The sequence below is a fragment of the Kitasatospora sp. NPDC030952 genome (assembly GCF_055571335.1).
The window spans coordinates 1-18,995 of sequence record NZ_JBVIFM010000046.1 but is presented as its reverse complement, the minus strand read 5'-3'; the positions used below and the strand labels follow the sequence as shown (position 1 = coordinate 18,995).

General features: G+C 73.7%; 16 protein-coding genes. 6 read left to right on the top strand and 10 right to left on the bottom strand.

Features of this window, described 5'->3' with window-relative positions:
- Window positions 1–124 precede the first annotated feature (124 nt).
- Window positions 125–1,048, top strand: a complete 924-nt coding sequence (locus tag ACZ47G_RS39195) for an aminoglycoside phosphotransferase family protein (RefSeq protein WP_465751225.1) — start codon at window positions 125–127, stop codon at window positions 1,046–1,048.
- Between the two features lie 110 nt (window positions 1,049–1,158).
- Here ACZ47G_RS39195 and ACZ47G_RS39190 read toward each other — a convergent pair whose 3' ends face one another.
- From ACZ47G_RS39190 to dxr, 5 genes are all read right to left on the bottom strand, one after another.
- On the bottom strand, window positions 1,159–1,713 hold the full coding sequence (locus tag ACZ47G_RS39190; RefSeq protein WP_465751223.1) for a GNAT family N-acetyltransferase: 555 nt from the start codon (window positions 1,711–1,713) through the stop codon (window positions 1,159–1,161).
- Window positions 1,714–1,823: 110 nt separating this feature from the next.
- Window positions 1,824–2,699 (bottom strand): GNAT family N-acetyltransferase, encoded by an 876-nt coding sequence (locus ACZ47G_RS39185; RefSeq protein ID WP_465751229.1) that lies wholly within the window; start codon window positions 2,697–2,699, stop codon window positions 1,824–1,826.
- 227 nt (window positions 2,700–2,926) lie between these two features.
- Window positions 2,927–4,087 carry a flavodoxin-dependent (E)-4-hydroxy-3-methylbut-2-enyl-diphosphate synthase gene (gene ispG, locus ACZ47G_RS39180; RefSeq protein WP_030290407.1) on the bottom strand — a complete coding sequence of 387 codons (1,161 nt, stop codon included), beginning with the start codon at window positions 4,085–4,087 and terminating at the stop codon, window positions 2,927–2,929.
- A 144-nt stretch (window positions 4,088–4,231) separates the two neighbouring features.
- Window positions 4,232–5,536: a M50 family metallopeptidase gene (locus tag ACZ47G_RS39175; RefSeq protein ID WP_465751221.1), complete on the bottom strand. Its 1,305-nt coding sequence runs from the start codon at window positions 5,534–5,536 to the stop codon at window positions 4,232–4,234.
- A 105-nt stretch (window positions 5,537–5,641) separates the two neighbouring features.
- A complete protein-coding gene (gene dxr / locus ACZ47G_RS39170) occupies window positions 5,642–6,886 on the bottom strand; it encodes a 1-deoxy-D-xylulose-5-phosphate reductoisomerase (protein ID WP_465751219.1) in 1,245 nt (414 codons plus the stop codon).
- A 69-nt stretch (window positions 6,887–6,955) separates the two neighbouring features.
- Here dxr and ACZ47G_RS39165 point away from each other — a divergent pair, with 69 nt between their 5' ends.
- Window positions 6,956–7,624 carry an NAD(P)H-binding protein gene (locus ACZ47G_RS39165; protein WP_465751217.1) on the top strand — a complete coding sequence of 223 codons (669 nt, stop codon included), beginning with the start codon at window positions 6,956–6,958 and terminating at the stop codon, window positions 7,622–7,624.
- A gap of 91 nt (window positions 7,625–7,715) precedes the next feature.
- On the opposite strand, the gene ACZ47G_RS39160 is transcribed toward ACZ47G_RS39165, so the two are convergent.
- The 3 genes from ACZ47G_RS39160 to ACZ47G_RS39150 all read right to left on the bottom strand — a co-directional run bounded on the left by ACZ47G_RS39160 (window position 7,716) and on the right by ACZ47G_RS39150 (window position 13,097).
- Window positions 7,716–9,158 (bottom strand): aldehyde dehydrogenase family protein, encoded by a 1,443-nt coding sequence (locus tag ACZ47G_RS39160; protein WP_465751215.1) that lies wholly within the window; start codon window positions 9,156–9,158, stop codon window positions 7,716–7,718.
- A gap of 143 nt (window positions 9,159–9,301) precedes the next feature.
- Window positions 9,302–10,867, bottom strand: a complete 1,566-nt coding sequence (locus ACZ47G_RS39155; RefSeq protein ID WP_380461476.1) for a PucR family transcriptional regulator — start codon at window positions 10,865–10,867, stop codon at window positions 9,302–9,304.
- A gap of 157 nt (window positions 10,868–11,024) precedes the next feature.
- Window positions 11,025–13,097 carry a type IV secretory system conjugative DNA transfer family protein gene (locus ACZ47G_RS39150; protein WP_465751213.1) on the bottom strand — a complete coding sequence of 691 codons (2,073 nt, stop codon included), beginning with the start codon at window positions 13,095–13,097 and terminating at the stop codon, window positions 11,025–11,027.
- A gap of 241 nt (window positions 13,098–13,338) precedes the next feature.
- On the opposite strand from ACZ47G_RS39150, the gene gabT reads away from it, so the two are divergent.
- Window positions 13,339–14,694, top strand: a complete 1,356-nt coding sequence (gabT, locus tag ACZ47G_RS39145; RefSeq protein WP_465751211.1) for a 4-aminobutyrate--2-oxoglutarate transaminase — start codon at window positions 13,339–13,341, stop codon at window positions 14,692–14,694.
- 491 nt (window positions 14,695–15,185) lie between these two features.
- The gene (locus ACZ47G_RS39140; RefSeq protein ID WP_465751209.1) at window positions 15,186–15,827 is read left to right on the top strand and encodes a phosphatase PAP2 family protein; all 642 of its coding nucleotides are present in this window, start codon (window positions 15,186–15,188) and stop codon (window positions 15,825–15,827) included.
- A gap of 5 nt (window positions 15,828–15,832) precedes the next feature.
- Here ACZ47G_RS39140 and ACZ47G_RS39135 read toward each other — a convergent pair whose 3' ends face one another.
- On the bottom strand, window positions 15,833–16,276 hold the full coding sequence (locus ACZ47G_RS39135; protein ID WP_465751207.1) for a DUF2218 domain-containing protein: 444 nt from the start codon (window positions 16,274–16,276) through the stop codon (window positions 15,833–15,835).
- Window positions 16,277–16,442: 166 nt separating this feature from the next.
- On the opposite strand from ACZ47G_RS39135, the gene ACZ47G_RS39130 reads away from it, so the two are divergent.
- On the top strand, window positions 16,443–16,988 hold the full coding sequence (locus ACZ47G_RS39130) for a MarR family winged helix-turn-helix transcriptional regulator (RefSeq protein WP_465751205.1): 546 nt from the start codon (window positions 16,443–16,445) through the stop codon (window positions 16,986–16,988).
- Here the strand turns inward: ACZ47G_RS39130 and ACZ47G_RS39125 are convergent.
- On the bottom strand, window positions 16,879–17,820 hold the full coding sequence (locus ACZ47G_RS39125; RefSeq protein WP_465751227.1) for an EamA family transporter: 942 nt from the start codon (window positions 17,818–17,820) through the stop codon (window positions 16,879–16,881). The genes ACZ47G_RS39130 and ACZ47G_RS39125 overlap by 110 nt on opposite strands.
- A gap of 109 nt (window positions 17,821–17,929) precedes the next feature.
- On the opposite strand from ACZ47G_RS39125, the gene ACZ47G_RS39120 reads away from it, so the two are divergent.
- Window positions 17,930–18,853 (top strand): LysR family transcriptional regulator, encoded by a 924-nt coding sequence (locus ACZ47G_RS39120; RefSeq protein ID WP_465751203.1) that lies wholly within the window; start codon window positions 17,930–17,932, stop codon window positions 18,851–18,853.
- Window positions 18,854–18,995: the final 142 nt, after the last annotated feature.

The following is an 18,995-nucleotide window of genomic DNA, read 5'->3' as shown; positions in this document are numbered from 1 at the left end:
GAAAATCACCCAGCCCCCGGAGCGCCCACCCCCGGAACCGCCCCCGGCCACCCACCCTCCCGAAAGCCCACCCCCACAACACCAGCCCCGCGCAGGGGCCCCCCACACCACCGACAATGGACCCATGCCGGGAGCAAACATCACCATCCCCACCCACCTCACCACCACCATCACCGCCACCCACGGCACCCAAGGCCGCCAGTGGCTCACCGCTCTGCCGACCGCAGTCACCACCCACCTGGCCCGCTGGAACCTCACCCTCGAACGCACCCTGGACCCTGGCGGCAGCCTGAGCCTGATCGCGTACGTCCACCGCGACGACCTCTCCCCCGCCGTCCTCAAGGCCGGCCTGGTCACCCCCGAGACCGCCCACGAGCACACCGCCCTGACCCACTGGGCCGGCCGCGGCGCCGTGCTCCTGCTGGACGCCGACCCCGCCGAGGGCGTCCTCCTGCTGGAGCGCCTGCACGGATCGATCCCGCTGCGCTCCCTCGCCGAGCCCAAGGCCATGCTGGAGGCCACCAGCCTGCTGCACCGCCTCTGGGTGGAGCCGCCCGCCGGAACCGCCCTGCCCACCCCCGCCGACCGGATCGCGGACACCGCCGCCCGCCTCGAAGCCCACCGCACCCACCCCGTCGCGGCCGCCGCACTGCCCCTCGCCGACGAGGCCCTGACCACCGCCGGAGCCCTGGCCGGCGACGCGAGCGAAACCTTCCTACTGCACGGCGACTTCCACCACGGCAACGTCCTCGCCGCCGACCGAGCCCCCTGGCTGGCGATCGATCCCCGCCCGCTGACCGGCGAACGCGCCTACGACCTGGCCCGGCTCGCCCTGGACCGCGCGGACACCCTGATCGGCTCCCCCGGTGCCCCCGCCGCGGTCCGCCGCCGGCTCCACCAACTCGCCGAGGCCCTCGACGTCGACCGGGACCGCCTGCGCGGCTGGACCCTCTTCCGCGCCGTCGACCTGGCCCTGCGCGCCCTGACCACCGGCCACCACGAAGACGCCGAACTCCACCTGGAGTTCGCCGACCACCTCTCCGCCTAGGTCCTGCCCCCGCACCTCCACCCAGGCCCTCACCCCGCACCTCCACCCAGGCCCTCACCCCGCACCTCCGCCCAGGCCCTCACCCCGTGCCCGGCTCCCCGAGCCGCCGTCTAGGCCCTGTCCCCGAGCCGCCGCAACGGAAGCCCCGCCCCCATCACCGCGTACAGCCGGTCCGTGGCCGGGAACCGCACCGCACGGGCCAGGTCCTGGTACCCCAGCGCCCGGTAGAGCCGCCGGGCCGGCGTCTCCGCGTCGATCGCCGACAGGATGCTGCGCTCCAGCCCCGATCCCTCGCAGAGCAGCCGGATCAACCGCGACCCCACGCCCTGCCCCTGGTACTCCGGCAGCACGTGCAGTTCGGTGACCGCGAACACGCCGTCCAGCCAGTCCCCGTACCCCCTGGAGGTCAGGTACGGCTCGATGACGGTGCTCCACCAGTGCTCCCGCTGGTTCGGCATCCCGTACCCGAACCCGACCAGCCGCCCCTCGCTCATCGCCCCGAACGCGATCACCCCGGGCTGGAGGGCGTGCCGCCCCACGATGTGCAGCCGTACCGCGACCTCCTCGGGCGTGAGCCCGAACGCCACCGCCTGGACCCCCAGCGCCTGCGGCGCCCAGGCCGCGAGGTCGATGGCCTCGATCGTCACGCCGGTCAGCTGATCCATGCTCCGGACGTTACTACCAGCCGCCCCGTGGCGCGGCCGAAGATCGGAACCCAACAACCGGCGAAACAGCGGCGAACCGCACCACAACGCGACCCCACCCCCGGGCGGGCTCAGAAGAGCACGCTCATGAACGCCCCGACCTCCCGGAACCCCACCCGCCGGTAGGCCGCCCGGGCCCGCAGGTTGAAGTCGTTGACGTACAGCGAGACCACCGGAGCGACCTCCCGCAGCGCGACCTCCAGCACCGCCGCCATCCCGGTCTCGGACAATCCCTGCCCCCGGTACTCCGGCGCCACCCAGACCCCCTGGATCTGGCAGGCCCCCTGGGTCACCGCCCCGACCTCGGCCTTGAAGACCACCTGTCCGTCCTCGGCGAAGCGCGCGAACGCCCGTCCACTGGTGACGAGTTCGGCCACCCGGGCCTGGTAGAGCAGCCCGCCGTCCCCGGCCAGCGGCGAGACCCCGACCTCCTCGGTGAACATCGCCACGCAGGCGGGCATCAGCGCCTCCACCTCGCTGCGCCGCACCCTCCGCACCAGCGGATCGGGCGCGATCTCCGCCGACGGCGAGGAGGTCGCCAACAGCGGCTGGTGGCCCCGGACTTCACGCGCCGGTCCCCAACTCCGCTCCAGCAGTGCCCAGAAGGCGGCGGTCGAGCCGGCCGGTCCGACGATCGAGGAGCAGCGCCGCCCCTGCCGCCGGGCCCGCTCCGCGAAGGCCGCGACGGCCTGCGGCCCGGCGTTGACCAGGACGAGGTTCGCCCCGGCGTAGCAGAGGGCGGCGAGCACGCCGTCCCCGTCGTACCAGCCCCACATCTCCCCGCCGAGCCGCCACGGGTCCAGCCCGACGGCCTCGACCCGGGTGGCCACGAAGGCGTTGGCGACCGGGTCGCGGTGCAGGATCTCCAGGGCGTCCGCGAGGTCGGGCGGCTCCAGCACACGGGTGGTGGCCAGTGCCCGGGCGGCCTGGAAGGAGCTGGGGAGCATCACACCTCGATCGATCATCGAGACCGCACCTCACTGAGACGACTCTGGCCGCACCCTACTCCGTGGCCCCACCCGGCTACGGCCGCGGGGCCGTCCGCGAACGGACGGCCCCGCCTCCGGAAGACTTCACTGCGGTCGTGTCCGGACCGCCCGGCGGTCACGGTCACCCGCGGTCGCCCAGCGCCGTGACCGCCCCGCGGTCGCCCAGCGCCGTGACCGCCCCGCGGTCACTCCGCGGCGACGACGGTCGGCGAACCGGCCTCGACGCCCTCCTCCTGCATCTGCTCGGCGAGCTTGAGCGCCTCCTCGATCAGGGTCTCGACGATCTTCGACTCGGGAACGGTCTTGATCACCTGCCCCTTGACGAAGATCTGCCCCTTGCCGTTGCCGGAGGCGACCCCGAGGTCGGCCTCGCGGGCCTCGCCCGGCCCGTTCACCACGCAGCCCATGACGGCGACCCGCAGCGGCACCTCCATGCCCTCCAGCCCGGCGGTGACCTCCTCCGCGAGCTTGTAGACATCGACCTGGGCGCGGCCGCAGGACGGGCAGGAGACGATCTCCAGCCCGCGCTGGCGCAGCCCGAGCGACTCCAGGATCTGGTTGCCGACCTTGATCTCCTCGGCCGGCGGGGCCGACAGCGAGACCCGGATGGTGTCGCCGATGCCCTCGGCGAGCAGCGCGCCGAAGGCGACCGCGGACTTGATGGTGCCCTGGAAGGCCGGACCGGCCTCGGTGACGCCCAGGTGCAGCGGGTAGTCGCAGGCGGCGGCGAGCTGGCGGTAGGCCTGGATCATCACGACCGGGTCGTTGTGCTTGACCGAGATCTTGATGTCGCGGAAGTCGTGCTCCTCGAACAGCGAGCACTCCCACAGCGCGGACTCGACCAGCGCCTCCGGGGTGGCCTTGCCGTACTTCTCCAGCAGCCGCTTGTCGAGCGAGCCGGCGTTGACGCCGATCCGGATCGGCACCCCGGCGTCCTTGGCGGCCTTGGCGATCTCGCCGACCTTGTCGTCGAAGGCCTTGATGTTGCCGGGGTTGACGCGCACGGCGGCACAGCCGGCGTCGATCGCGGCGAAGACGTACTTCGGCTGGAAGTGGATGTCGGCGATGACCGGGATCTGCGACTTCTTGGCGATGATCGGCAGCGCGTCGGCGTCGTCCTGGGAGGGGACGGCGACCCGGACGATCTGGCAGCCGGACGCGGTGAGCTGGGCGATCTGCTGCAGCGTGGCGTTGATGTCCGAGGTGACCGTGGTGGTCATGGACTGGACCGAGACGGGGGCGTCGCCGCCGACCGGCACGTTGCCGACCATGATCTGCCGGGAGTAGCGGCGCTTGGCGAGCGGCTTGAGCGGCAGGGACGGAATACCGAGCGAGATCGCGGTCATGTGCGCAGGGTTCCCCGGGGTTGAGGTGTGGTCGACCGCCTGGCCGTTGGGACGGCCGAGGCCGGGCGCGCGGACTATCGCGCACCCGGCCTCCACGGTACGGCACGGTCCGGGCGCCCAGCACACCCGCCGTACCCGAACGCCCTAGCCGATCTTCACCGGGTTCACCAGGTCGGCCACCATCACCAGCAGGGTGAATCCGATGAAGATACTGGCCACGACGTACGCGACCGGCATCAGTTTGGCGACGTCGAAGGGGCCCGGATCGGGCCGCCGGAACAGTTGTGCGAAGCGGCGCCGGACCGACTCCCAGACCGCGCCGGCGATGTGGCCGCCGTCCAGCGGCAGCAGCGGCAGCATGTTGAACAGGAAGAGCGACAGGTTGATGCCGGCCAGCAGGTTCACGAAGATCGCGATCCGCTGGGTGGCCGACTCGTGCAGCGAGAACACCTCGCCGCTGACCCGGGCGGCGCCGACCATGCCGATCGGCGAGTCCGGGTCGCGCGGGGCGTCGCCCACGACGGCGTTCCACAGGCCCGGGATCTTGCCGGGCAGCGCGGCCAGCGACTTCACCCCGTTCTCGGCCATGTCGTACATCCGGTCGACCGACTGCCCGAAGCCGAGCTGGACGGTGTCGCTCTTCGGGGTGAAGCCGAGGAACCCGGCCTGGACGGTCTGGCCCTTCACCGGCACGCCGTTCCCGTCGTACTTCTGCACGTCGTTGACGGCGATGGTGGGCGTGAAGGTGAGCTGCTGACCCCCGCGCTCCACGACGATCGCCACCTGCTTGCCGGCCGACTTCCGGATGTCCGCCTGGAGCTGGTCGTAGTCGCGGATCCGGTCGCCGTCGAAGGAGAGCACCTTGTCGCCCTGGCGCAGGCCCACCTCGTTGGCCGGGGTCTTGGGCGCGTCCGCGGGGCAGGTGTCGGTGGGCTGCCCGGCCTTGACCACGCACTGGGCGACCGAGCCGATGGTCGGCACCGCCATGGAGACGCCGAAACCCATCATCACCGTCAGGAACAGCCCGAACGCCAGGATCAGGTTCATGAACGGCCCGGCGAACATGACGATGACCCGCTTCCAGGGCTTGCGGGTGTAGAACAGCCGGCTCTCGTCACCCTCCTGGAGCTCCTCGTAGGAGGCCTCACGGGCGTCCTCGATCATGGTCCGCCAGGGCGAGCTGCTCCGCTTGGTGATCCGGCCGTCCTCGCCCGGCGGGAACATCCCGATCATCCGGATGTACCCGCCGAACGGGATCGCCTTGAAGCCGTACTCGGTCTCACCATTCCGGCGCGACCAGATGGTCGGGCCGAAGCCGACCATGTACTGCGGCACCCGGATGCCGAACAGCTTGGCCGTGGAGAGGTGGCCGAGCTCGTGCCAGGCGATCGAGATGAGCAGCCCGACCACGAAGACCAGGATGCCTACCACCGTCAAAACCGTTGCCACCGCTGGCCCTCCGTCATGCCGCTCCGCTCATCGTCTCGTCGTACCGCGATCCGTGCCGTGCCGCGATCGGCTTCCCGCCGGGCACCGCCGCCGGAGTCGGCGCCGTCAGCCCGCCGCCAGCTCGCGGGCCCGGGCGCGCGCCCAGTCCTCCGCGTGCAGGACGTCCTCGACGGTCAGGGAAGTTCCCGACGCGGCCACCCGGCCGTCGGACTGTCCGTGCTCGGCCACGACCTTCGCAACAGTGTCCACGATCCCGGTGAAGGCGAGGCGGCCCTTCAGGAAGGCCTCCACGCACTCCTCGTTCGCGGCATTGAACACCGCCGGCGCCGTTCCGCCCAGAGTGCCCACCTCACGGGCCAGCTCCACGGCCGGGAACGCCTCGTTGTCCAGCGGGAAGAACTCCCAGGTCGCGGCCTTGGTCCAGTCGCAGCCGGGGGCCGCCTCCGGCACCCGGTCCGGCCAGCCCAGACCCAACGCGATCGGCATCCGCATGTCCGGCGGGCTGGCCTGCGCCAGCGTCGAACCGTCGGTGAACTCCACCATCGAGTGCACCACCGACTGCGGATGGACGACGACCTCGATCCGCTCGAAGGGCACGTCGTAGAGCAGGTGCGCCTCGATCACCTCCAGGCCCTTGTTGACCAGGGTCGCCGAGTTGATCGTCACCACCGGGCCCATCGCCCAGGTCGGGTGCGCCAGCGCGTCCTGCGGGGTCACCCCGGCCAGCTGCTCCCGGGTACGGGTCCGGAACGGGCCGCCGCTCGCCGTCACCACCAGCTTGCGGACCTCCGCCCGGGTGCCGCCGGCCAGCGCCTGGAACAGCGCCGCGTGCTCGGAGTCCACCGGCACGATCTGGCCCGGCTTCGCCTCCGCCTTCACCAGCGGGCCGCCGACGATCAGCGACTCCTTGTTGGCCAGCACCAGCACCCGGCCCGCCCGCAGCGCGGCCAGCGTCGGCCGCAGGCCGATCGAACCGGTGATGCCGTTCAGCACCGAGTGGCACTCCATCGCGGCCAGCTCGGTCGCCGCGTCCGGCCCCACCAGCACGGCCGGCAGCGGACGCCCCGCCGCCCCCGCCGCCAGCGCCTCGCGCAGCGCCGGCTCGGCCGCCGGATCGGCCACCGCCACGGTGTGCACGCCCAGCCGCAGCGCCTGCTCGGCCAGCAGCCCCACCCGGCCGCCGGCCGCCGACAGGGCGACCACCCGGAACCGGTCCGGGTTGCGGAGCACCACATCGATGGCCTGGGTGCCGATCGAACCGGTGGAACCGAGGATCACCAGCTCCCGGGGGCCGGAGGGGTCCGCCACGGTGGGCGTGAAACGCAGCTGCGGGTGGGCGAGCGAAGTCATGCGCCCATTGTGTCCTGTCCGAGACCTTGCCCAGGACGACCACCGCCCCCTCGGGCTACCGTCGGACCCATGCGTACCGTCATCGCCGGAGGCCACGGACAGATCGCGCTGAGGCTCGAACGGCTGCTCGCCTACCGCGGCGACCGACCCGCCGGGATCATCCGCCGCCCCGAACACGCCCAGGACCTCGTCGCCGTCGGTGCCGAGCCGCTGCTGCTCGACCTGGAGTCCGCCACCGCCCCGCAGCTCGCCGCCCTGCTCACCGACACCGACGCCGTGGTCTTCGCCGCCGGCGCCGGCCCGGGCAGCGGCGCCGCCCGCAAGAACACCGTCGACCGCGACGCGGCCGTCCTGCTCGCCGACGCCGCCGAACTCGCCGGGGTCCGGCGCTACCTGATGGTCTCCTCGATGGGCGCCGACGCCACCGCCCGGTACCCGGCCGACGAGGTCTTCGAGACCTACCTGCGGGCCAAGGGCGCCGCCGACGACGCCGTCCGCGCCCGCACCTCACTCGACTGGACGGTGCTGCGCCCCGGACGGCTCACCGACGGCCCCGGCACCGGCCTGGTCCGGCTCGCCCCCTCCACCGGCCCCGGCGCGGTCGACCGGGCCGACGTGGCCGTCGTCCTGGCCGCACTGCTGCGCGAGCCCGGCACCGCCGGGCAGACCCTGGAGCTGGTCGCCGGCGACGCCACCGTCGCGGAGGCCGTCGCCGCCGTGGCCGGGCACGACGGCTGAACCCACGCCGGAGGGCCCGGTCCGTGGCGGACCGGGCCCTCCGTCGATCAGGCGCTCTGAGATCTCAGCGGCTTCAGAGGTCTCAGATGTCTCAGAGGTCGAGACCGGTCAGGACCATGACCTTCTCGACGGTGTAGTCCTCCATCGCGTACTTGACGCCCTCCCGGCCGACACCCGAGTCCTTGACGCCGCCGTACGGCATCTGGTCGGCCCGGTAGGACGGCGCGTCGCCGATGATCACACCGCCGACCTCCAGCTCCCGGTGGGCCCGGAAGGCGGTCTGCAGGTCGTGGGTGAACACGCCCGCCTGCAGGCCGAACGGCGAGTCGTTGACGGCCGCGAAGGCCTCGTCCACGCCCTCCACCCGGTGCAGCGACAGCACCGGGCCGAACACCTCGGCCTTCGCCAGGATCGCGTCGGCGGGCAGCTCGGCCAGCACGGTCGGCGCGTAGGTCGCGCCCTCACGGGTCCCGCCGGCGAGCACCTTGGCGCCCTTGGCGACCGCGTCGTCCACCCAGGACTCCACCCGCTTCGCGGCGTTCTCGTCGACCAGCGGGCCGACGTCCGTCGCGTCGTCGTTCGGGTCACCGGTGACCTGCGCCCCGACCTTGGCCACGACCTTCTCCACCAGCGCGTCGTACACCGACGCGTCGGCGATCACCCGCTGCACCGAGATGCAGGACTGGCCGCCCTGGTAGTTGGCGAACATCGCGATCCGGGTCGCCGCCCAGTCCAGGTCCGCTTCCGAGGACCAGTCGGCGAGCACCACGGCCGCGGCGTTGCCGCCCAGCTCCAGGGTGGTGTGCTTGCGCGGCACCGAGTCCATGATCTGGTAGCCGACCTTGTCCGAACCGGTGAAGGAGATCACCGGCACCCGGGCGTCCTGCACCAGGGCCGGCATCCGGTCGTTCGGCACGGTCAGGATCGACCAGGAACCGGCCGGCAGGTCCGTCTCGGCCAGGATCTCGCCCAGCACCATCGCCGACAGCGGGGTCGCCGGAGCCGGCTTGAGGATGATCGGGGCGCCGACCGCGATCGCCGGGGCGACCTTGTGGGCGACCAGGTTCAGCGGGAAGTTGAACGGGGCGATCCCCAGCACCACACCGCGCGGGAAGCGGCGCACCACCGCGAAACGGCCCACGCCGCCCGGGTCGGTGTCCAGCCGCATCGTCTCGCCGTTGGTGCGGCGCGCCTCCTCGGCGGCCCAGCGGAAGACCGACACCGCGCGGCCGACCTCACCGCGGGCCCACTTGATCGGCTTGCCGTTCTCGGCGGTGATCAGCCGGGCGAGCTCCTCGGTGCGCTCCGCCAGCCGCTTGGCCACGTGGTCCAGGGCGGCGGCCCGCTGGTGCGCCGGGGTGGCGGCGAACACCGGCAGCGCGGCCACGGCGGCGTCCAGCGCCTCCTCGACCTGTGCCTCGGTCGGAACGCTGACCTTGCCGACCAGACGGCCGTCCCAGCTGTTGTGCACCTCGAAGGCGGCGTCGCCGCTCGCCCGGCGGCCGGCGAGCCAGAAATCGTACGTGGTGGTCACCGTGGTACCGGCCCTCTCCTCGTCGTCGTACGGCCCACGGGCGTGGGACCCGAACCCGAGGGTAGGTGCGACGGCGGGCCGACCGGATTGGCCGACCAGGAGTATTCCGGTCCGGAGCCACTCCACCGCGTCCAGCCCGGCGCCTACTCCTCACCCGAGCGCAGCGCCAGCCACAGCTCCATCCGCACGTCCGTGTCGTCCAGCGACCGGCCCAGCAGCTCCTCGACCCGGCGCATCCGGTAGCGCAGCGTGTGCCGGTGCACCCCGAGGTCCGCCGCCGCCGCGTCCCACTGCCCGTGCCGGGACAACCACGCCCGCAACGAGGCCACCAGGTCACCGCGGGCCGTCCGGTCGTGCTCGCGCAACGGCCGCAGCAGCCCCTCCGCGAACGCCGTCACCGCTTCCTCCCCGAGCAGCGGCAGCAGCGAACCCGCGCCGACCTCCTCGTGGTCCACCGAGCGCCGACCACCGCGCAGCGCCACCGCCAGCGCCCGCTCCGCCTGGGCGTACGCCGTACCGGCCTCCTCCAGCGCGGCCGGCGCCGACACGCCCAGCGACAGGCCCTCGTGCTCCTCCACCACACCCAGACAGGCCCGGTGCACCGCGCCGTTGTCCGGCGCCAGCACCATCAGCCGCGGCCCGTGCGCGCCCTCCTCCCGCGCCACCAGCAGCTTCTCGCCCACCCGGGCACCCGCCTGCTCGGCCCGGTCCCCCAGCTCCACCAGCGCCTCCGCGGCATCCGCGTTCGGCCCGGCCCCGGCCACCAGGACCCGTATCGTCCCCTCCGGCATCCCGCCGAACAGCCCCACCGCCACCTGCCGGGCCGTCGCCACCTCACCCGCCAGCACCATCCGCAACAGCGCCGCGCCCATCCGCTCCTCGGCCTGCCGCAGCTCGCGCGAGCGCTCCAGGGTGAGGGTCAGCAGCGCCACCGCCGCGTTCAGCACGTACCGCTCGGTCGGCGTGATCCGGTCCTCGGTGCCGACCGCCAGGAAACCCCGGGCCCGCCGGTCCGCCCCCAGCGACTGGACCACCACGTAGTCCTCGTCCGCCGTGTCTATCCCCGGCGACCGCCCCTGCAGGGCCGCACTCGACGGCGCCGGCCGCCGGCGCAGCCGGTCCACCTCCGCCGCCAGCCGCCCCGCGCGCCGCGCCGCCCAGTCCGGCGCCACCACCGACAGCGCGCCCGACCCGTCGTACAGCGCCGCCCAGCCCCCCAGCCGGGCCGCCAGCCGACGCACCACGGCCGTCGTGCCGTCCTTGCCCAGCGCCGCCCGGGTCAGCTCCTCCTGCGCCTCGAAACTGGTCGTCACCGCCTCGTACTGCTCCGCGGCCAGCGCCGCCGACACCACCTTGCTGATCGCGATGAACGGCGTCGGCTCCGGCACCCGCAGCAACGGCAGCCCCCGCTGCTGCGCCGCGTCCACCAGCGGCTGCGGCACCTCGGTGTGCGACAGTCCCACCCCCAGCCCCAGCCCGACCACCCCGGCATCGGCCAGCCGGTGCACGTACGCCTGCAGCTGCGCTGCCGTACGGCCCAGCTTGATACCGGTGGTGAGCAGCAGCTCGCCACCCTCCAGGAACGGCGTCGGGTCGTCCAGCTCACTGGTGTGCACCCAGCGGACCGGCCGCTCCAGGTGGTCCGCACCGGCGAGCACCGTCAAGTGGAGCGAACTGTTGCGGACGACGGAGGCGAGTGTGGGGGGCATGGCACCTTCGAAGGGGGGTCGACCTGACCGCGCCGTTGCGGCCGGGCGAGGAGAGGGCAGTGGGTCTGGTGAGGGTCTCTCCCCTTCATTATGGACGCCCCGGACAACCGGCACGGCCGAATCCACCTCGAAGGCGACTTCCGGGCCCCGCCCCGGCTCACCCCCGCAGGTCCACCAGCAACGGCGGCACCTGCTCCCCCGACACCGCCGTCAACGACACCACCGCGTGCCCGGCCGGCAGCGCGTGCGCCAGATCCGACGGCGACCACCGCAACCGCTCCACGTCCCGCGTCGTCACCGACTCCGTCTGCGCCGTCGTCCCCGACAAGGCCTTCCGCCCCAGCCGCCCGGCCCGCCGCATCACCCCGCCGGAGGTGTCGGGGGTGTGGGTCACCGCGGTCTCCTGCACCAGGTGCGTCCCCCAGGCCTCCGAGAACAGCCGGCCGTCCCAGGGCGCGATCCCGGGGAAGGCCACCCGGCAGCCCACCGCGCCGAACAGCGGCGCCCGCAGCGCCTCCGGCAGGTCCACCAGGGTGCGCAGCAGCAGCACCGCACCCGCGTTCGCCCCGCGCATCCGCTGCAGGCCCCGGACGGAGCCGGCGTCCAGCGCGGCCGAGGCGTCGTCCACCACCAGGCCCGCGAACAGCGAACGGTCCGCACGCGCCCCGGCCGCCTGCACGAACTGCCCCACCACCAGCCGGGACAGCATCCGGGCGGCCTCCGGGTGACTGCGCTCCGGCAGCTTCACCCGCACCCGCAGCGGGTGGTCCAGCACCCGCATCGCGAACGGCGGACGGCCCGTCCCGTCCGTCGCGAACGCCCCCTCGAAGGCGGGCCGCTCCAGCAGCCCCAGCCGGTCCGCCAACAGCGACCCCGGATCGTCCGCCCGGCCGCGCTGCCGCTCCCGGTGGTCCAGGTCCCGCTCGTACGCGGCCAGCCGGCCCGCCACGCCCAGCGCCTTCACCAGCGCCGCCAGCGCGTCCGGATCACCGCTCAGCAGCGCCCGCAGCTCGCGCACCCCCGGGTAGCGGCCGTACGCGGCGTGGAACGGGCCGACCACCTGCTGCAGCGCCGTCCGCGCGTTCTCCGCCCGCGCGGTCAGCTCGTCCGGCAGCAGCGCGTCGGCCAGCCGGGCCGCGGCCTCGTCCGGATCCTGCGCCGCGCCGTAGAGGTCCAGCCCGTACACCGAGGCGGGGTCGCCGGGCGCGATCACCACGTCGTACCAGGCGTCCGGCCCGAGGTCGGCGTCCGAAGCCCCGACCACCACCGCGCACGCGGTCCCGGCCAGCGCCTGCAGGCACAGCGCCTCCGCCACCGGCCGGGCCAGCCGCGCCGTCTTCCCCGTCCCGGCCGGGCCCACCGCCAGCAGCGACGTGCCCAGCACCGCCGGGTCCAGCGCGAAGTCCGCCGCCCGGTGGCTCAAGGGGTTCTTCGGCACGTCCTGCGCCACACCGAGGCAGACCTGGCCGAGCAGGAGATCGTGCCGCCGCACCCGCCCCGGCAGCTCACGCGCCTCGGAGGGGTGGGCGAAAGCCGCCGCGCCCCGGGCGGCCACCTGCTCGGTGAAGGCGGGCAGGAACACCGGATCCGCCTGCGCGGACTCCCAGGCCCGCTGGATCCGCACGTAGTCGACGTCGCCGACCGCCTCCCCGTCCAGCCGCGCCGCCGCCTCGACCGCCCCGCCCCGGCGCAGCCCGTCCCACGGGCCCAGCCCGCGGGCCGCCTCCGCCGCCGGCCCCGCCTCCTCGGCGGGCTCCTCCTGGGTCACCGTCCGCGACAGCAGCGGGGCGACGTAGCGGCGCCAGACCTCGGGCCAGCGGCCCATGCGGCCGAAGACCTTGATGACCACGGCGAGGACCAGGACGTTGAGGGTCAGCACCACGGAGAGGGCGACGAAGGCCGACTGCGACGGGAGGACGCCGATGATCGTGGTCCCGTCCTTGGCCAGCTCGACCCCGTACACGAAGGCCAGCCACCCCACCACCACGTTGAGCCCCGCCCGCAGCAGCAGCGGCCAGGTCGGGACCCGGGCCGCCTCCGCGCGTTCCGGGTCGATGCGGCGGTAGCCGAGCCGGTAGACGCCCGGTTCGGCCTCGGGGCGCGGGGCGGTGGCCCAGGCGGCGAGGTCGAAGGCCCCGCCGGTTGCCGTGGCGGGCCGTTGGTGGGGCAGGGGGGTGGGGGGTCTGGTGGTGGTGTGTTCGACGTGGTGGTGTGACCCGTCCTGTGCCATGTACGGCCCCGCTCCCTCGCCCGCCCGGCCCGACCGCCGTCGGTGCCGCCATACCCATGCCGCCGTACCGGCGACACGCCCGCGCTCAGGGTAGTGGAGTGGGGCCTGCGGGTAGTCGTGGCGCCCGTGCTGGCCGTGCCGGACAAGTCGGACGGCGCAGTGCTACCGAGTGGCGCATGCCCGGTCGGGGAGGGCGGCCGTAGCCTGCCAAGCACCGAGCCGAGAAGTCTGGAGATACCCCATGAGCGCCGTAACGCCGCTCCCGCAGGAGCGCCGTCTGGTCACCGCGATCCCGGGTCCGAAGTCGCAGGAGCTGCAGGCCCGCAAGCTGGGTGCGGTGGCGGCCGGTGTCGGCACCACCCTGCCGGTGTACATCACCCGTGCCAACGGCGGCGTGCTGGAGGACGTGGACGGCAACTCGCTGATCGACTTCGGTTCCGGCATCGCCGTGACGAACGTCGGCAACAGCGCCGAGGCCGTGGTGGCCAAGGCGAGCGAGCAGCTGGCCGCCTTCACCCACACCTGTTTCATGGTGACCCCGTACGAGGGTTACGTGGCCGTCGCCGAGCAGCTGAACGAGCTGACCCCGGGTGACCACGAGAAGCGCACGGCGCTGTTCAACTCGGGCGCCGAGGCGGTCGAGAACGCGGTGAAGATCGCCCGCGCCTACACCAAGCGCACCGCGGTCGTGGTGTTCGACCACGGCTACCACGGCCGCACCAACCTGACCATGGGCCTGACGGCGAAGAACATGCCGTACAAGCAGGGTTTCGGTCCGTTCGCGCCGGAGATCCACCGGGTGCCGGTCGCCTACCCGTACCGCTGGCTGACGGGCGCGGAGAACTGCGCCGCCGAGGCCGCCGCGCAGGCGATCGACATCATCAACAAGCAGATCGGCGCGGAGAACGTCGCCGCGATCATCATCGAGCCGATCCAGGGCGAGGGCGGCTTCATCGAGCCGGCCAAGGGCTTCCTGCCGGCCATCGTGGAGTACGCGAAGGCGAACGGGATCGTGTTCGTCGCCGACGAGATCCAGACCGGTTTCTGCCGCACCGGCCAGTGGTTCGCGTGTGAGGACGAGGGCATCGTCCCGGACCTGATCACCACCGCCAAGGGCATCGCCGGCGGTCTGCCGCTGGCCGCGGTGACCGGTCGCGCCGAGATCATGGACGCCGCGCACGCGGGTGGCCTGGGCGGCACCTACGGCGGCAACCCGGTGGCGTGCGCCGCCGCGCTGGGCGCCATCGAGACCATGAAGGAGCAGGACCTCGTCGGCAAGGCGCAGCGGATCGGCGAGATCATGCTGGGTCGGCTGCGCTCGATGCAGGAGAAGTTCGCCCACTCCGATCGAGTCTGCATCGGTGAGGTCCGCGGCCGCGGCGCGATGGTCGCCGTCGAGCTGGTGAAGCCGGGCGGCAAGGAGGCGAACGCGGAGGTCACCGCGGCGATCGCCAAGGCGTGCCACGCCGAGGGCCTGGTCGTGCTGACCGCCGGCACCTACGGCAACGTGCTGCGCTTCCTGCCGCCGCTGGTCATGCCGGAGCACCTGCTGAACGAGGGCCTGGACATCCTGGAGGCCGCGTTCGCCGCCGTCTGAGCGGTGTCGTCCACCAGGTCGTGAACCCCCTCCGGAGGGATTTCCGGACAGCGCTGAACGGCCCGTGGGGACCTCTGGTCCGCACGGGCCGTTCGGTTTCGCCGAGGGCCGTCGGGGCCGGTTCGCACGACCGTCCGGACGTCCGGAAGCGGCGTCGGAGGCGGCGTCCGCAGACGGTCCCGGGCGGGGTGAAGATGATGTGCGGAATCGCTGAAGGCGCTCGGTGCGGAAGGGTGGTTGACGTAGTGTCATCACAGATGGACAGCGAGCCTCAGCCATTGGCGGAGCCGTCCGCGGAGCCTCCCCGAAGGGTGGGTCCGCGTGGGCGCCGCGAGGACAACCAGGCCGTCCCGGAAGGGACGGCACACACCGAAGGCCGATCGACCGACCGTCCGACCCACACCCCCCGGGGCGCACGGAACGGCGATCATCAGAGCCGCCCCGGAGCTCTCCCCCCTGCTCCGGGGCGGCTGTCCGCTGTCCTGGGCCGGGTGGCCCGGTCGGTGGCGGTGCCGGTGATGGCGGCCGTGGTGCTGCTGGCGGTGTCCTGGCAGGTGGCGGTGGACGGGCCGCTGCTCGGTCTGGACCGCTCGGTCCGCGCGGCCGTCCGGTCGTCCCACCGGGATCATCCGAGCGCCCTGCTGGACCAGCTGGGCCGGCTGCTGTCGGACCTGGGCGGCGGGGTCCCGGCCGTGCCGGTGCTGCTGGCGGCCGGCGGGCTGGCCGCCTGGTGGTGGCGCCGGGCGGGGGTGGCGCGCTGGTGGCTGCCGTTGCCGGTGGCCGCGGCGACCGCGGCACTGATCCCGCTGCTGGTGGTCCCGGCGAAGGCGGCGTTCGCGCGGCCGGGCCCGCTCGGGGATCCGCTGGTACCGGGGCAGTGGGGCTGGTACCCGTCCGGGCACACCGCGACGGCGACGTTCTCGTACGGCGTGGCGGCGCTGCTGCTGGCGCGGGCGGCGGGGCGGTGGACGGCCCGGGGGCTGACCGCGGGCGCGGGGCTGCTGGCGCTCGGGGTGGGCGCGGGGCTGGTGTGGAGCGACTACCACTGGGTGCTGGACGTGGTGGCCAGCTGCTGCCTGGCCACCCTGGTGCTGTGGGCGCTGGACCGGTGGTTGCCCCGGCCCGGCGGCTGAGGGTCTCAGGCCTCGGTGGCGCCCTCCCCAGTGGCGCCCTCCTCGGTGGCACCTTCCTCGGGGGCGCCCTCCCCAGTGGCGCCCTCCTCGGTGGCACCTTCCTCGGGGGCGTCCTCCTCGGGGGCGTCCTCCTCGTTGCGGTGGACGAGGCCGGCCTCGCCGTTGTCGCGGTGCCACTCGACGACCAGCTCGTCGCGGGCGCCGAAGCGGACGAGGTGCCGGCCGACGACGTCCTCCAGGGTGGGCAGGTCCTCGCGCTCGCCCTCGACCGTGAGCAGCAGCGCGTCCGGCTGGGCCTCCAGGGTGGCGGTGCCGGCGCGGAAGACCAGGGTGCCTCGGCCGGTCTCCGGCGAGAAGGAGGTCTCGATCCGGCGGCTCATGTGGGCGGCGAGCTGCTTGGCGTAGCGGGCGGGGCGGTCGGTGGCGACGCGGGCGGTGGAAACGGGCATGGGTGCTCCAAGGGCGGGGAGGGGACTTAGGGTGCCCTCACTTGCCGGTACCGTAACGTAGATACTGAGCTAGGCTCAACATATTTCTCCGATCACTTCCCGCAGTCGGCCGCCCGCCCGGAACCGGCCGATACGCTGGGGCCGACGCCAGCCGAGGAGACCGCCGATGACCACCACGCCGACCGACGATCCGGCGGACTCCTCCCCCGAGCCCCGGCCCGATGCCCCCGGCACGACCGCCGAGCTCGCGGACGCGATGACCAGGGCGATCAAGCGGATCCGCCGGCAGACCAGCTGGCGGCTGGAGCCGTACGGCATCACCCCCGGCCAGGCCCGGGCCCTGCGCACGCTCGCCCACGTGCCCGGCTGCGAGGCGCCGGACCGCGCGATGCGGCTGAGCGACCTCGCCGACCAGCTGCACATCGCCCCGCGCTCGGCCACCACGGTGGTCGACGCGCTGGAGGACGCCGGGCTGGTCGAGCGCCGCCCCGACCCGGCGGACCGGCGGGCCGTCCGGATCCTGCTGACCGAGGCCGGGCGCGCGGCGGTGGAGCGGATCGGGCAGGTCCGGGACGAGGTGGCGCAGGACTACTTCGGCGAGGTCAGCCCCGGGGACGAGGAGGTGCTGCTGCGAGTGCTGCGCGCGGCCGAGGCCCGTTTCCTCGCGGCCGGGCCGCCGGCACGGACGGCGCCCCCGGGCGCAGCGCGGTGATCCCGATCCCGGCGATCACCAGCAGGGCCGCCGCGGCCGCCGTCGGGGTGACCCGCTCGCCGAGCAGCAGCCAGGCCGAGGACATCCCGAAGACCGGCACCAGCAGCGAGTAGGGCGCCACGGCGGTGGCGTCGTAGCCGCGCAGCAGGTAGCTCCAGGCGACGAAGCCGAACAGGGTGGAGAGCAGCCCGACGTAGCCGATCACGCCGAGCCCGCCGAGGGTCATCCCGCGCAGTGCGCGCAGGTCCGCGTCCGGGCCCTCGACCAGCAGGGACAGGGCCAGCAGCGGCAGCGGCGGGACGGCGCTGACCCAGACCATCCAGCGCAGGGCGTCCGGCGGCGCGGCCCTGCGGGTGAGCACGTTGGACAGGCCCCAGGCGACGGCCGCCAGCACCACCAGGACGAAGGCCTCGAACGGCCCGCCCAGGCCCTGGTCCACGGCGCTCAGGGCGATGCCCGCGAAGGCCAGCGCCAGACCGAGCAGCCGCCGCCGGCCCGGGCGCTCGCGCAGCAGGACGGCGGCGAACAGCGCGGTGAAGCCGGCCTGGCCCTGGAGCACCAGGGAGGAGAGGCCGGCCGGCATCCCGGTGTGCATGCCGAGGAACAGCAGCCCAAACTTCACCACCCCGAGGACCAGGCCGACCGCCAGCACCCAGCGCCAGGCGACCTTGGGCGGGCCGACGAAGAAGACCGCCGGCACGGCGACCACGGCGAACCGCAGGGCGCAGAAGAGCAGCGGCGGGAAGCTGTCCAGGCCGATGTGGATCAGGACGAAGTTGAGGCCCCAGACGGCGGCCACCAGGACGGCCAGGGCGATGTGGCGCGGGCTCATGGTCGAGCCGGCCGGAGCGGCGGGTGTCGCGGTCATGGGTCGAGCATGGCGGCGCGGGAACGTGTAGCACCAGCGATGATCACTGAAGCGGACACTTTAGGGTTGCTACATGATGGATCTCGGGCGCCTGCGGGCGCTGCACGCGGTGGCGGTGCACGGCTCGGTCGGCGGGGCGGCGGCCGCCCTCGGGTTCACGCCCTCGGCGGTCTCCCAGCAGATCGCCAAGCTGGAGCGGGAGACCCGCACGGTGCTGCTGGAGCGCCAGGGTCGGGGCGTGGTGCTGACCGACGCGGCGCGGGAGCTGGCCGCCACCGCGCGGACCGTCCTGGGGCTGGTGGAGCGGGCCGAGGTGCGGCTGGAGGAGCAGCGCGGCCGGGCGGTGGGACGGCTTCTGGTGGCCTCCTTCGCGACCGGGGCGCGCGGGCTGATGCCCGGAGTGCTGGCCGAACTGCGGCAGCGCTGCCCGGAGCTGGACGTACGGCTGCTGGAGAGCGACCCGTACCCGGCGGCGGAGCTGGTGGCGCGCGGCGAGGTGGACCTGGCGCTGGTGCAGGACTGGCCGACGGTGCCGCTGCCGGTGCAGGAGGGGGTCGCCCGGCTGGACCTCGGTACGGACCCGGTGGACCTGGTACTGCCCGCCGGGGACGAACTGGCGGCGCTGGACGCGGTGCCGGTGGAGCGGCTGCGCGGGCAGCGCTGGATCAGCGTGCCGCCGGGCAACATCTGCCACGACTGGCTGGTCACCACCCTTCGCGAGGCCGGTGAGGAGCCGGACGTGCGGTACCAGGTCGGCGACTTCGAGACCCAGATCGCCCTGGTGGCGGCCGGACTGGGGATGGCCGTGGTGCCCCGGCTCGGCCGGGGCCCGCTGCCGACCGGGGTGGCGGCCCGACCGGTCGCCTCCCAGCCGAGCCGGCGGGTGTTCGCGCTCTGGCGCTCCCAGGCCTCCCGCCGGCCGGCGATCACCGAGGCACTGGCGGCGATGCGGGACTGCTGGAGCTCGCTCCCCGGGCACCCGCCGGACAGGGCCTAGCTAGGTCCCTGTCCGGCCGATCCGGGCCCGGCTAGCTGGGCCGGGCAGGGCCTAGACGAGTAGTTCCGAAGTCGGCTGGGTTTGCCGATTCTGCTCCGGGCATGAAGGGAGGGTGTCCAGCATTCGGGTTGTGACGACCGAA

What these genes read in the sequence shown, in the direction of transcription:
- ACZ47G_RS39150 (WP_465751213.1), bottom strand. Translation starts at nt 13,097, where the DNA reads ATGGCACAGGACGGGTCACACCACCACGTCGAACACACCACCACCAGA.
- ACZ47G_RS39195 (WP_465751225.1), top strand. Translation starts at nt 125, where the DNA reads ATGCCGGGAGCAAACATCACCATCCCCACCCACCTCACCACCACCATC.
- gabT (WP_465751211.1), top strand. Translation starts at nt 13,339, where the DNA reads ATGAGCGCCGTAACGCCGCTCCCGCAGGAGCGCCGTCTGGTCACCGCG.
- ispG (WP_030290407.1), bottom strand. Translation starts at nt 4,087, where the DNA reads ATGACCGCGATCTCGCTCGGTATTCCGTCCCTGCCGCTCAAGCCGCTC.
- ACZ47G_RS39165 (WP_465751217.1), top strand. Translation starts at nt 6,956, where the DNA reads ATGCGTACCGTCATCGCCGGAGGCCACGGACAGATCGCGCTGAGGCTC.
- ACZ47G_RS39190 (WP_465751223.1), bottom strand. Translation starts at nt 1,713, where the DNA reads ATGGATCAGCTGACCGGCGTGACGATCGAGGCCATCGACCTCGCGGCC.
- ACZ47G_RS39185 (WP_465751229.1), bottom strand. Translation starts at nt 2,699, where the DNA reads ATGCTCCCCAGCTCCTTCCAGGCCGCCCGGGCACTGGCCACCACCCGT.
- ACZ47G_RS39155 (WP_380461476.1), bottom strand. Translation starts at nt 10,867, where the DNA reads ATGCCCCCCACACTCGCCTCCGTCGTCCGCAACAGTTCGCTCCACTTG.
- ACZ47G_RS39135 (WP_465751207.1), bottom strand. Translation starts at nt 16,276, where the DNA reads ATGCCCGTTTCCACCGCCCGCGTCGCCACCGACCGCCCCGCCCGCTAC.
- ACZ47G_RS39130 (WP_465751205.1), top strand. Translation starts at nt 16,443, where the DNA reads ATGACCACCACGCCGACCGACGATCCGGCGGACTCCTCCCCCGAGCCC.
- ACZ47G_RS39125 (WP_465751227.1), bottom strand. Translation starts at nt 17,820, where the DNA reads ATGAGCCCGCGCCACATCGCCCTGGCCGTCCTGGTGGCCGCCGTCTGG.
- dxr (WP_465751219.1), bottom strand. Translation starts at nt 6,886, where the DNA reads ATGACTTCGCTCGCCCACCCGCAGCTGCGTTTCACGCCCACCGTGGCG.
- ACZ47G_RS39120 (WP_465751203.1), top strand. Translation starts at nt 17,930, where the DNA reads ATGATGGATCTCGGGCGCCTGCGGGCGCTGCACGCGGTGGCGGTGCAC.